Source organism: Microbulbifer sp. 2205BS26-8, assembly GCF_030731025.1.
Classification (GTDB): Bacteria; Pseudomonadota; Gammaproteobacteria; order Pseudomonadales; family Cellvibrionaceae; genus Microbulbifer; species Microbulbifer spongiae.
Genome location: NZ_JAVAMR010000068.1, coordinates 1 through 12232, shown reverse-complemented (window position 1 = coordinate 12232; position 12232 = coordinate 1). Strand labels below are relative to the sequence as shown.

The window sequence follows — 12232 nt, the reverse complement described above, 5'->3', positions numbered from 1 at the left end:
ATTCCCATGGTTTAGTCCTCCGTCTCCTAATTATACGGGTGGACCACTTCAAGGGGGGTGGACCAAGTCACCCCAGCTCTCTTAGGTACTTGTTAGGCTTTTTGCTGAGAAAGAAATTGTTTCACAATTGCACCCACCAACTCCGGTGATTCCTGATGAGATGCATGCTCTGCAAATGGAATATTGGCAAAATTAGCACCTGTTATTTTTGTTTTTAATGCTGCAGCCTCACTTAGAGAGAAGAGAAAATCATTGTCTCCTCGAATAATGAGGCTCGGACAAGTGATGCTTTCGACCAAATCACACGGATAACCAGACTCTGTAGTATCAAGCCACACGGATTTTACTGCATCCACAAGCTTCTTGAAGTCTGGTTTTGGATTGGAAGCGTTGTAGGAATCGATACCAGCAGGAAACCTTTCAGCCCAAAACTCAGCTGTTAGGCCACTCAATAGCTCAATAGATGGGTCATTAGCTTCTAAACGCCATTGTGAGCCAAGTGTGATCAAGCAAATAATACTTTCTGGTTGTTGTACCGCCAGTCGGTAACCTACAATGCCGCCATCACTAAAACCAAATAGTGAGTACCGTTTAACACCAAGGTGAGAAAGCACCTCTTGGACATCACTCTGGTACTGTGCATAACTCAGCGAGGCTCCATTCAATGGCGACTTTCCATGACCACGAAAATCCATGCTTATTAATGAATAGTCAGGAGCAATATATTTATACAATGGTGTCAGGTCGCCGATCGAACCCAAGCCTCCATGCAGCAGTACCAGTGGTTCACCATTAGGGTTACCGGATAGCTCGTAATACATCGGCGAACCGTTGACGTTTATATAGCCGTTTTTGTCAATCATCTAACGCTTTCCAGCTGAAATTCTATTGATCTGAACTGAATAAAACCAATGCCACCAACACGGGCTGAAATGGAGCAGCGAAGCTGCGGAGTATAGGCCCAGCCGGCATTGCTGGTGAAGGTTTTGCTTGGTTAAGTTTATATTTCATATTCTGCCAGGTACTCACATTTAGGGTTGGGGCCAATAATGATAGTTTTAAGCCATGAGACTGAGAACCCGATACAGGCTAGAAGCGCCATTCCTCCGCCAATTATTCCTGCAAAGCTGGCCACGAGAAAAAATGTCTCGCTGAAATAGCTTTTAAAGTAGACGCCAAGAATGGTTAAGAGAGAAAAATAGGCTGCAAATTAAACTATCCAGCCGAAAGCATACCTTATTCTTTTCGCCTTAAAGCTGGACAAAAGCTCTCCTTCCTCTGGAAATGGATCTAACCAGCTGAATGTTACAAGGGTGACAATGTTTGGCCGCATCCATCTCAGGGTAATCAACGTAATGAAAACAATGAGATAAAATATGGCGATTTTTGGGATCATAAGACTTGGCGTTTATATACTATCCACCATGGTAACGAATATCCTGATTACTTTCTCGGAAGTATTTCTGCGTCCAGATGTCGGTCCGAAGTTTACGTCGATAATCTGACTTGGCAAGAAAGTATCCAGGCAGCTTGTGATCTGCTCGGGTAAGGTGGGGGCTGGTTGTTATTCACGCTCTTGGGTCAGGTGTAAGCTGGTCCTGTTTGTTGCGGGGAGTGATCGTGCAATGGGATGCTCAGGACGCAGGTCAAACAGCGCACGGTTTGGCTTGCTAAACCTCCTCTTTGCCATCATTGTTGCCGGCAGTGACCCTGGCCAAACAATTGGAGCCTCACAGGCGGGGCCAGTGCTTTTGCGCGTATATGCCTGAGTGAATGAGCTTGTACAACAGGTACTTCTGCCCTTGCCTGTTGATGCCGATACGATAATGGCACAATGCATTTTGTTTGAGCTGGCTTCCGGCTTTTTTCGGGCTGTGGCGGGAATTGCCAGGGTTATAAGCCCGCAATCCATTGCAACCACGGCACCGCTTAGGTGGGGATCTCGGCTTTAGAGAGACACAGCGGTGTCAGTCTGCTTGTCGGGGCTGGATTTAGAGTCCTGTGCCTTGCGTTCCTGCTCTGCCAGTGACTTTCTCACATTGTTGCCAACCCAGCGAAACAGGAAAACCGCCATAAGGAGCATGAACCCGATGACGGCCAGGCTGAGCAGGCCGGAAAAGCTGGTAAATAGATCCACTAAAGCTCCCATCTCTCTCTCCTGCGTCAATTTTTCACCCATACAGTGTATGGCCCGGATGCGCGGGCGCCTTGACCTGGATCAACCCGGGTGTGGTTTTCCCCGACACAAGCAGTCACTGCAGCCACTGCCCCAGTAGCAGGCTGCCGCAGGAAGCACCTGCCAGCAGGAACAGGTCTGTCTCTTCGCGCCAACGGGGCAGGAGTAATAACAGCGCCAGTGGTGGTATAAACAGGGCCAGCAATCCGTTCAGGTTGCCATCGGCAAAGCCGATGCGCAGCAGCCGCAGCCAGGCAATGGCGGCGAACACCAGTGCAAAGACTGTCAGGGCTGCGTTGACCGGTACCATGCTATACCCTTTGGAGACCTGTGACCGGGTGGAAATGGATGTGCAGGTTGTAAAACCTCAGAAAAACGCAAACAGGAAAAAGAGTGTATATCAGTATTGCCACCCCGAAGTTGCCTAAGCACCCCGGGGCTTTGCTTGCCTGGGCACTGATCGTTGCAGCGGTGCTACTGGGTGGTTGTGAAACCGTGGCTTACTATTCACAGGCTGCCGCCGGCCAGTGGCGTATCCTCTCCGCCCGGCAGTCGATTGAGGCGTTGCTTGAGGAACCCGGCACCGACGCACATCTGCTTGCGCAGTTGCGCTTGATACAGGACATACGGGCCTACGCCGCGCGGGAGTTGCGGCTGCCGGTGGGCGAAGCCTACGGTACCTACGTGGCCCTCGACAGTGAGTATCCCATCTGGAATGTGTTTGCCGCCCCTGAATTTTCCCTTGTTCCCAAGCGCTGGTGCTATCCCATAGCGGGCTGCGCCAGTTATCGGGGCTATTTCCGTCAATCCGCTGCGGTGGCCAAGGCCGCTCAACTGCGTGCACAGGGGTATGATGTATATTTGGGCGCAGTACCTGCCTACAGTACACTCGGCTGGTTCGATGACCCGGCATTGTCGAGCTTTGTGAACTGGTCCCCGGAGCGACTGGCGGGACTGTTGTTTCACGAGCTGGCACACAGGCGCGTGTATATTCCCGGGGATACCCAGTTCAATGAAAGTTTTGCCACGGCGGTCTCGGAAATCGCCGTGCCAGACTGGCTTAAAAGTCAGGGATTGACCAGTTCCGCCGTCGAGTTGCGCACCGAGACAATGGCCGTGCGGCAACTGATGCTGACGGCGCGCAGACAGCTGGAATCCATTTACCGCACTTCGGAACCGGTCGATCTCAAGCGGGACCAGAAAGCGCAGGTACTCAGGCGCCTGCGGCGGTGTTATCGGACAATATCTGCCGACTGGCCCAATCCCGAACGCTATCGGGTGTATATAGAAAAAACCAACAATGCCACCCTGGCGCTGGCCGCCGAGTATGAGTCCCAGGTGCCCGCGTTTCGCCAGCTGTATCTTGAAAGCGGCAGCTGGGAAGCCTTTTACACTGCTGCCCAGCGCCTGGGAGCCCTGGATACCGTTGAGAGAGCGCAGAGACTGCGCCAGCTCGGGGCCATATATCGCCGCTCCCATTCGGGCGAACGGGCAGAGGCGGCATACCCTGTTGACGCGTGTATGGCCGGGAAAGGCTAGCGGACCGGGTACCGGATTATGGCGCGGCTGGGAATCCCGCCGGGTCAGGAAGGAAAAAGCAGGGTGGCGTGGACAGCTGCGGAAAAACGGGGAATCGGGCCGGAATCACCCCCGACAGGGGTTTCTCTGCAGGGGATTTGTTTGCCCATGGCCTCATAGTTGTGTTGTTACCCCCACCACCGCGGATGCGCACTGGTGGGGGGGGTTGGGAACACGGATCGCTGAATGCTAGTACCTTGCGTGGTGATGGTGCCCGTGATGGCCCCGATAGCCGCGATATCCACGGTGCCCATGGTAGCCGCGATACCCGCGATGGTAAGCGCGGTAGCGCAGGTGGGATGAGCGTGGGCTGTAGAAGCGGTTGTAGTAGGGCAGACCGCGGTAGTAATGTCTGGCCCGGTAGCGGGCGTTGCCACGAAAGGCGGGCACACCGCGGTAGTAGGGGTAGGCACCGACATAATAGTAACGGTAGCGTGGTGTGAACCGGTAGTACTGGTAAACCGGTGTCCGGTAGGAGAGATAAACGTTGCTCGATGGGTAGTAATTGGGAGTGGCGTAGGGATAGCTGTAGGAGGAGGTGTAATAGTAGCCTCCACCGTAATAGCCATCGGTTGCGCAGGCACCCAGGGCGAGGGCCGTGCATACCGTGGTGATGGTGATCACCGTCTTAACAGCTCTATTCATAGTGCATTCTCCGGTAAGCAAAGTTTCCCCCCGGGGAGGCTTTGCCGGTGGGGCCAAGCCCCTTTTGTGTGCCAGCCAGGCAGACACAGAAATGCATGGTCAGTACGGTCTGGCGCGCTTGGGCGGATCGGGCAGGTCGGGTGGGTAAGGGGTGGGAGAGCCCCGGTAGAGTGCCAGAGGGGGTGTCCGATGACGGAGGCCACCGCTCCCATCGACACTGCGGTATTGCCGATTGCCACACGCGCGGTTCGAATAGTGGCGAGCCGGTGAATAGTAATCAGTGTCGCAGCTGTAATAACTGCTTGGGCAGCCGGTTACACAGGGGGCGCCAGTGCCGCTACAGGCCAACAGGGAGAGGCCGGCGGTCATGGCCAGCCCACAGCCAGAGCCACCAAGCAGCCGTCTGGGCAGCGGTTTCATGGAGACCTCCACGCCAGTTGGCAGGTGAGACTTCTATTGTTCAGCCTAGCACTTTTGGCGTGAAATTCATCATAAAGAACAAAAAATGTTCTACCGCATTCCGCTGACCGCTCGGGTTGCTATGGGGAGGCGGGGAACCGGCTCCCACCCTGGGCTCAGCGCTTGGAAGCATAGGGTCCGCCCCGTAGGCCGACCATCAGCCCGGTCACCACAGGCAGGGGGCACAGGGGGCGCCCTGTGCCCCCGGATCCATACCCGGCAGACCGGATCTTGAGCTGCCGGTGGGGGCTTAGTGGCCGCTGGGCAGCAGTGAGGGGTCTATGGATTGCAGGTAGCTGCCCTGGCTGAAGAGTTGCTTGGCCATTTCAATGTCTGGGGCAAAATAGCGGTCTTTGTCGTAGAAGGACACCTGCTCACGGAGTTTTGCCTTGGCTTCCTCGAGCTTTTGCGTGGTTTTCAATGGGGCGCGAAAATCCAGCCCCTGGCAGGCGGCCAGCATTTCCACCGCGAGGATACCGCAGGTGTTATCGGCCATGTCCCGCAGGCGGCGGCCGGCAAAGGTGGCCATGGAAACATGGTCTTCCTGGTTGGCGGATGTGGGCAGGGAGTCCACGCTGGCGGGGTGCGCGAGGGATTTATTCTCGCTGGCCAGTGCCGCGGCAGTTACCTGGGCGATCATAAAACCAGAATTGACCCCGCCATTTTCCACCAGAAAAGGCGGCAGGCCCGACAGGCTGCTGTCGATCAACAGTGCCATGCGGCGCTCCGACAGGGCGCCGATTTCCGCCAGCGCCAGCGCCAGGTTATCGGCAACCATGGCCACGGGCTCCGCGTGGAAATTGCCACCGGAAATAATATCGGTGTTTTCCGGGGAGTCCTCGTCGGTAAACACCAATGGATTGTCGGATACCCCGTTGCCTTCGGCCAGCAACACCTCGGCGGCAAAGCGCATCTGCTGCAGGCAGGCGCCCATGACCTGGGGCTGGCAGCGCAGGGAATAGGGGTCCTGCACCTTGTCGCAGGACAGGTGCGAGTCGCCGATCTGGCTGCGCTCGCCCAACAATTCGCGATAAGCGGCTGCGACATCCCGCTGTGCCTGCTGGCCGCGAGCGGCGTGGATACGGTCATCGAAGGGGCGGCGCGAGCCCTTGGCGGCCTCCAGCGTAATGGCGCCGGCTACGAGCGCACCTGCGAACAGGTCTTCGGTGGCAAACAGGCCGAGCAGGGCAAACGCGGTGGAAGCCTGGGTGCCGTTCAGCAGGGCCAACCCCTCTTTCGGGGCCAGGGTAATGGGCTCCAGGCCCGCGCGCTGCAGTCCCTCTCGTGCGCTTTTGCGCTCGCCGCGAATAAAGACTTCGCCCTCTCCCAACAACACCACGCTCATATGGGCGAGCGGTGCCAGGTCACCGGAAGCCCCCACGGAACCCTTTTCCGGAATGGCCGGGTAAATGCCGGCATTGATCAGCTGCATTAGCGCCTCGATCACCAGTGGGCGCACCCCGGAAAAACCCCGTGCGAGTGAGTTGATTTTCAATACCATCAGCAGACGCACGGCTGCCTCACTCATAAAGCTGCCGGTGCCGGCGGCGTGGCTCAGTACAATGGCGCGCTGCAACGTTTCCAGATCGTGTTTTTCGATGCGCGTATTGGCGAGCAGGCCAAAACCGGTATTGATGCCATATACGGTGCGCCCCTCGGTAATTACCTGGGCGACGGTGTGGGCGGCGGTCTTGATAGCGGGATAGGCAGATGCCGCCAGGGAGAGCCGAACCGGCTCGCGCGCAACCCGGCGCAATTGTGCCAGGCTCAATTGACCGGGTTCGATTTCCAGATGATACATATCTTCAGTCACCAAAATTTAAATTTACTCTGCAGTGCCGGTTAAACCACAACCTGAAACAAAGTTGCCCGGGTGTGCCATTGTTGCGCCGGTACGCGTGTGTACTGCGTGAAACCTTCAGTCATTTAACATGGGCAGATCCAGGCCCTGGGCGTTTGCACAATGTTTTGCGCGGTCGTAACCGGCATCGGCATGGCGCATGACACCGGTGGCGGGATCGTTCCACAGTACACGTTCAATGCGCTTTCGCGCGGCTTCGGTACCGTCACACACAATGACAACGCCGGCGTGTTGGGAAAAGCCCATGCCCACACCACCGCCGTGATGGATAGACACCCAGGTGGCGCCGGAGGCCGTGTTCAGCAAAGCGTTCAACAGCGGCCAGTCGGAAACGGCATCGGAGTCGTCCAGCATGGCTTCGGTTTCGCGGTTGGGGCTGGCCACCGAGCCGCTGTCCAGGTGATCGCGGCCGATGACAACCGGTGCCTCCAACTCGCCGCTGGCGACCATCTCGTTAAACGCCAGCGCCAAGCGCGCGCGGTCCTTCAGGCCCACCCAGCAGATACGCGCGGGCAGCCCCTGGAAATGAATGCGTTCGCGGGCCATATCCAGCCAGTTGTGCAGCTGCGGGTTGTCGGGGATCAGTTCTTTAACTTTGGCATCGGTTTTGTAAATATCTTCCGGGTTGCCAGACAGGGCCGCCCAGCGGAAAGGGCCGATCCCTTCGCAGAATAGTGGGCGGATATAGGCGGGCACAAAGCCGGGGAAGTCGAAGGCATTTTCAACTCCTTCTTCGAGGGCCATCTGGCGAATATTGTTACCGTAATCCAGTGTGGCGGCGCTGCGTTTTTGCAGTTCCAGCATGGCTTCGACTTGAATGGCCATAGACTGCTTGGCTGCCTTGACGACTGCCGCTTCGTCTTTTTTACGCATTTCAGCGGCGTATTCCAGGGACCAGCCTTTGGGCAGGTAGCCATTTAACGGATCGTGTGCGGAAGTCTGGTCGGTAACCACATCGGGCAGGATATTGCGCTGGACCAGCGCCGGAAAAATATCCGCAGCATTACCCAGCAGGCCAACAGAAAGGGCCTGGTTGTTTTTCTGTGCCTGCTCGATCATCTGCAGGGCTTCGTCCAGGCGGGTGGCTTTTTTATCGACATAGCCGGTGCGCAGGCGAAAATCGATACGGGTTTCATCGCACTCCACCGCAATCATACAGAAACCGGCCATGGTCGCTGCCAGGGGCTGGGCGCCACCCATTCCGCCGAGACCGCCGGTGAGAATCCACTTGCCTGTCGCTTCGCCGTTAAAATGCTTGCGTGCAACTGCGGCAAAGGTTTCGTAGGTGCCCTGTACGATGCCCTGGGAGCCGATATAGATCCAGGAGCCAGCGGTCATCTGGCCGTACATTGCCAGCCCTTTTTTATCCAGCGCGTTAAAGTGCTCCCAAGTGGCCCAGTGGGGTACCAGGTTGGAGTTGGCAATCAGCACGCGCGGTGCATCGGTGTGGGTTTTGAATACACCCACGGGTTTACCCGATTGCACCAGCAGGGTTTCGTCGTTTTCCAGGCGCTTCAAGACCGCAACAATTTTGTCAAAACAGTCCCAGTCCCGCGCGGCGCGGCCGATGCCGCCGTACACCACCAGGTCTTCCGGGCGCTCCGCCACTTCCGCATCCAGGTTGTTCATCAGCATGCGCAGCGGTGCCTCAGTCAGCCAGCTCTTGGCATTCAGTTTTGTGCCCCGGGGTGCGCGGATATGGCGGCGGGGGTCGTGGCGTTTCTCGTTAGACATATTTTCCTCGCAAAAACTGTTGGTTAAATCTGTATACACCCGGCGATGGCGTGCCGGTTTTTTTGTGCGCTCGGGGCCAATCCGCCACTAGAATCGCAGTTGTGCCCCCAGGCGGTAGCGGTTGCCTGGGTGCACAAGACGCGCAAAACTCACGGTGCCGGCGCTGCTTTTGGTGCGCCGCCAAACCTGCAAACAGGCTGCGCCGGGGGTAATTTCTAGGGCGCAGGCGATAGCGGCCTCTGCCGCGATGGCCTCCACGGTGGTGTCTGCCTCTGTTAATGGCGCAACCCTGGAAAGATAGGCATTGGGGGTGGTACTGGCGAAATCCTGTTGTAAATACTCCGGTGCCAGGGCCGGGTTGGTAAAACGTTCCTCCCACTGGATCGGTACCTCGTTATCGCAGTGCACAATAATGGAGTGGAACACCTTTGCCTGTTCGGGCAGCCCCAGTGCGCGGGCTATCTCGGCGCTGGCCATGCTCTGTTGTGCCAGCAGTATGCGATTGCTGTAACTGTGTCCGCGCGCAGAAATCTCATCGGCAATATTGCGTATCTCCAGCAGGGAGCCGGCGGGAACCGGTTCGGCGACAAAAGTGCCCCGTCCCTGGGCACGCATCAATACCTGCGCTTCGGTCAGTTCACTGAGGGCGCGCCGCGCCGTCATTCGGCTGACACGGAACGCCTGCGCCAACTGGTTTTCCGAGGGTACCTGGGAGTGCACCGGCCATGCCCCGCTTTCTATCTGTTGGCGGATGTGGCGTTTAATGGCGGCATAACGTGGTTCGCTTGTGGGATTCATAGGGTCAGGGATGCCGTACTGTATCACTTGTATAGGGTTGTATATACAATAAAGAGAATAGCCACTATGATAGCCGGCAGGGTGACTGTCAAGCCGGCGGGCTGGCCGGTAGGCTGCCCAACCGAAGTTCACCCGGCCCCGGGCGGGGCATCTATGATTTAACAAGGAAAAGCGCGCCGCTCAATTACTTATGATACAACGCTGTGACTTGCTGATTACCAATGTTCACGCCGCTACCATGGACCCTTCCATCCCGGGAGCCTATGGCGCTGTCGAGGATGCCGCGCTAGCGGTTACCGGTGGCAGTATTGTTTGGCTGGGACCGCGCCGGGAGCTGCCCGACTGCGCTGCGGATACTGTCATCGATGGCGAAGGCCAGTGGTTGACCCCGGGGTTGATCGATTGCCATACGCACCTGGTCTACGGCGGTCACCGCGCTTCTGAATTCGCCCGCCGACTGGGAGGGGAGAGTTATGGAGCAGTGGCCCGCGCCGGCGGTGGCATTATCTCCACGGTGCGCGCCACCCGGGCGGCCAGCGCCGAACAACTTTACCGCCAATCGGAGCCGCGCCTGCAGGCACTGATGTCTGAAGGGGTCACTACGGTGGAAATCAAATCCGGCTACGGCCTGGACCTGGACACCGAACTCAAGCAATTGCGTACCGCCCGCCGCCTGGCCCGACACAACCCGGTGGAAATTGTCACCAGTTGCCTGGCGGCCCATGCCCTGCCGCCGGAGTACGACGGTCGTGTGGACGCTTATATCGATTTGATCTGCGAGCATATATTGCCGGCGGTGGCACGCGAGCAATTGGCTGATGCGGTGGATATGTTTTGCGAGACCATTGGTTTTTCGGTGGAGCAGTGCCGGCGCGTGATTGATGCCGCCGGCAAGCTCGACCTGCCGGTGAAGGTGCATGCCGAGCAGTTGGCCCACACCGGCGCCACTGCCATGGCGGCTGCGGCCGGAGCCCTTTCGGCGGATCACATAGAGTTCATCAGCAATGCCGATGTGCTGGCCATGGCAGAGAGCGGCACGGTAGCGGTTTTGTTGCCGGGGGCTTTTTACACACTGCACGAAACCCAGGTGCCCCCTGTGGACAGGTTGCGCGAGGCCGGGGTGGATATGGCCCTGTCCACCGACCTGAACCCGGGCAGTTGCCCGATTGCCTCACTGCGCCTGATGATGAACATGGGCTGCAACCTGTTTGGCCTTACGCCCGCCGAAGCGCTGGCCGGTGTAACCCGCGCGGCGGCGCGGGCCCTGGGGCTCTGCTGCTCCCGTGGGGTGCTGCGTGCTGGGTTGCGCGCGGATATGGTGCTGTGGCCGATGGATACCCCGGATCAGCTGGCTTATGAAGTGGGTGCATTGAAACCCGCACAGACTTTCCTAGGGGGCAGAGATGTTACAGCTGGCTGATATGCGTTTGTGGAGCGGTCGCACGGATACAGAAGACGGTCCTGCGGGAGAGCGCTGGCACCAGCGTATTTCGCCCCTGCAATTAGACAATCCCCCTGGTATCGCCATTCTTGGCTTTGCCTCCGACGAAGGGGTGCGCAGGAATAAAGGGCGTATTGGTGCGGCCAAGGGTCCGCGCATCCTGCGTCTGGCCATGGCCAATCTGCCGGCCACCTTTGACCTGCCGCTGTACGATGCCGGCAATGTGTGTGTGCAACGGGAGGATCTGGAATCTGGGCAATCCCTGCTCGGGGCACGGGCCAGTGAGTTGCTGGGTAACGGTCATTTTCCCCTGGTGTTGGGCGGGGGCCACGAGATTGCTTTCGGCAGTTATCAGGGCATCGCCCGCTGGATGCGCGAGCAGCATCGGGAAAAGACCCTGGGTATTATCAATTTCGATGCCCATCTGGATTTGCGTATTCCCGCCCCCAAGGGCTCTTCCGGCACCCCCTTTTATCAAATCGCCGAACAATGCGACATCAACGGTCGCCCTTTCAACTACCTGTGTGTGGGTGCAGCGGATAATGCCAATACGCCAGCATTGTATAACCGCGGGGATGCGCTGGGTGCCGAGGTGATTCGCGACCGTGAAATCAATTGCTGGAATCTCGATAATGTCCAGGCTCAGATTCGCACCTTTATCCACAGGGTGGATTTTGTCTATCTCACGATATGCCTGGACGTACTGCCCGCAGCAGTAATGCCCGCTGTCAGCGCACCCTCCGGCCGCGGTGTACCCCTTGAGCTGCTCGAAATATTGCTGGATACCGTGCTGGATTCCAACAAGGTCTGTCTTGCAGACATGGCGGAGTTCAATCCCTACTTCGATATTGAAGACCATGCCGCGCGCACAGCCGCCCGCCTCGGTTTCCAGATGGCCAATGGAGCCGCGCGCGGCCGCCAGCCCGACTGAATAAAAAACTGCACGAAAATGCAGTGTGGCAGCAGAGCGCTGCAGTCACTAGTTGTGGGCGCTCTGAGATTGGGCTTGGTATTACCCGGTGAGAGTCCGTCAGCATGGACCCCATGCAGCGTGTTGCCTTGGGGCTTGGGCCATGGCAAACGCATTCAATTAGCCTATTTTATGATCGCTTGATCGGCAGTCAGCACTTTCCATAAATAATCACGATCCCATCCTGCGCGTTTTCTTCGGCTCTCAATACCTCGTTTATGGGTAGCCTCCTGTTTCAATAAATTTAACGCAATACGTCGAATGAGCCCGATATTCTCTGCCGAAAAACCCACTCTCATTCTGTTCGCATCCTCCCTAAAAGCCACATTTAGGGACCAGTGTAAATTAATTTCAATATCCCAGTGCTTGCGAGCCGAGTGCATGAAATTATCGATATCGTCATAGGCTAACCCGGATTTTGCACGGCCAGCTTCACACCGCAGCATTTTATGCTTTTGGCCTGAGCGGAGCTGGAACTGCTGGCTCTTGCTGGCAATTTATCCTCTTTGAACAGGTTTTGTTCGATCCAGGCTGCGTTGGATACAACTTCCCCTTACCCCGTTATTTGTC

At 57.2% G+C, this 12232-nt stretch carries 11 protein-coding genes; 3 read left to right on the top strand and 8 right to left on the bottom strand.

What is annotated here, in order from left to right; translation table 11 throughout:
- Window positions 1–92 precede the first annotated feature (92 nt).
- From Q5Y71_RS15610 to Q5Y71_RS15600, 3 genes are all read right to left on the bottom strand, one after another.
- Window positions 93–863: an alpha/beta fold hydrolase gene (locus tag Q5Y71_RS15610; protein ID WP_306043026.1), complete on the bottom strand. Its 771-nt coding sequence runs from the start codon at window positions 861–863 to the stop codon at window positions 93–95.
- Window positions 864–1948: 1085 nt separating this feature from the next.
- Entirely contained in the window at window positions 1949–2149 is a 201-nt protein-coding gene (locus Q5Y71_RS15605) for a DUF3149 domain-containing protein (protein WP_306043025.1), read from the bottom strand.
- A gap of 103 nt (window positions 2150–2252) precedes the next feature.
- Window positions 2253–2486 carry a hypothetical protein gene (locus tag Q5Y71_RS15600; protein WP_306043024.1) on the bottom strand — a complete coding sequence of 78 codons (234 nt, stop codon included), beginning with the start codon at window positions 2484–2486 and terminating at the stop codon, window positions 2253–2255.
- 83 nt (window positions 2487–2569) lie between these two features.
- Between Q5Y71_RS15600 and Q5Y71_RS15595 the strand changes: the two genes are divergently transcribed.
- Window positions 2570–3715, top strand: coding sequence for an aminopeptidase (locus Q5Y71_RS15595; RefSeq protein WP_306043023.1), 1146 nt, complete (start codon window positions 2570–2572; stop codon window positions 3713–3715).
- Window positions 3716–3943: 228 nt separating this feature from the next.
- On the opposite strand, the gene Q5Y71_RS15590 is transcribed toward Q5Y71_RS15595, so the two are convergent.
- From Q5Y71_RS15590 to hutC, 5 genes are all read right to left on the bottom strand, one after another.
- The gene (locus Q5Y71_RS15590; RefSeq protein ID WP_301415449.1) at window positions 3944–4399 is read right to left on the bottom strand and encodes a hypothetical protein; all 456 of its coding nucleotides are present in this window, start codon (window positions 4397–4399) and stop codon (window positions 3944–3946) included.
- A 99-nt stretch (window positions 4400–4498) separates the two neighbouring features.
- Window positions 4499–4819 carry a hypothetical protein gene (locus Q5Y71_RS15585; protein ID WP_306043022.1) on the bottom strand — a complete coding sequence of 107 codons (321 nt, stop codon included), beginning with the start codon at window positions 4817–4819 and terminating at the stop codon, window positions 4499–4501.
- Window positions 4820–5108: 289 nt separating this feature from the next.
- The gene (gene hutH, locus Q5Y71_RS15580) at window positions 5109–6659 is read right to left on the bottom strand and encodes a histidine ammonia-lyase (RefSeq protein ID WP_306043021.1); all 1551 of its coding nucleotides are present in this window, start codon (window positions 6657–6659) and stop codon (window positions 5109–5111) included.
- A gap of 117 nt (window positions 6660–6776) precedes the next feature.
- Window positions 6777–8453 (bottom strand): urocanate hydratase, encoded by a 1677-nt coding sequence (gene hutU / locus Q5Y71_RS15575; RefSeq protein ID WP_306043020.1) that lies wholly within the window; start codon window positions 8451–8453, stop codon window positions 6777–6779.
- 87 nt (window positions 8454–8540) lie between these two features.
- A complete protein-coding gene (hutC, locus tag Q5Y71_RS15570) occupies window positions 8541–9251 on the bottom strand; it encodes a histidine utilization repressor (protein WP_306043019.1) in 711 nt (236 codons plus the stop codon).
- A gap of 190 nt (window positions 9252–9441) precedes the next feature.
- Here hutC and hutI point away from each other — a divergent pair, with 190 nt between their 5' ends.
- Entirely contained in the window at window positions 9442–10671 is a 1230-nt protein-coding gene (gene hutI / locus Q5Y71_RS15565) for an imidazolonepropionase (protein WP_306043018.1), read from the top strand.
- Entirely contained in the window at window positions 10655–11623 is a 969-nt protein-coding gene (gene hutG / locus Q5Y71_RS15560) for a formimidoylglutamase (RefSeq protein WP_306043017.1), read from the top strand. Before hutI ends, hutG begins: the two co-directional genes overlap by 17 nt.
- The last annotated feature ends 609 nt before the right edge of the window (window positions 11624–12232 follow it).

Excerpts from the sequence above, each read along its gene's own strand:
- Q5Y71_RS15600 (WP_306043024.1), bottom strand. The coding sequence starts at position 2,486 with ATGGTACCGGTCAACGCAGCCCTGACAGTCTTTGCACTGGTGTTCGCC.
- Q5Y71_RS15585 (WP_306043022.1), bottom strand. The coding sequence starts at position 4,819 with ATGAAACCGCTGCCCAGACGGCTGCTTGGTGGCTCTGGCTGTGGGCTG.
- hutU (WP_306043020.1), bottom strand. The coding sequence starts at position 8,453 with ATGTCTAACGAGAAACGCCACGACCCCCGCCGCCATATCCGCGCACCC.
- Q5Y71_RS15590 (WP_301415449.1), bottom strand. The coding sequence starts at position 4,399 with ATGAATAGAGCTGTTAAGACGGTGATCACCATCACCACGGTATGCACG.
- hutC (WP_306043019.1), bottom strand. The coding sequence starts at position 9,251 with ATGAATCCCACAAGCGAACCACGTTATGCCGCCATTAAACGCCACATC.
- Q5Y71_RS15605 (WP_306043025.1), bottom strand. The coding sequence starts at position 2,149 with ATGGGAGCTTTAGTGGATCTATTTACCAGCTTTTCCGGCCTGCTCAGC.
- hutH (WP_306043021.1), bottom strand. The coding sequence starts at position 6,659 with ATGTATCATCTGGAAATCGAACCCGGTCAATTGAGCCTGGCACAATTG.
- hutI (WP_306043018.1), top strand. The coding sequence starts at position 9,442 with ATGATACAACGCTGTGACTTGCTGATTACCAATGTTCACGCCGCTACC.
- Q5Y71_RS15610 (WP_306043026.1), bottom strand. The coding sequence starts at position 863 with ATGATTGACAAAAACGGCTATATAAACGTCAACGGTTCGCCGATGTAT.
- hutG (WP_306043017.1), top strand. The coding sequence starts at position 10,655 with ATGTTACAGCTGGCTGATATGCGTTTGTGGAGCGGTCGCACGGATACA.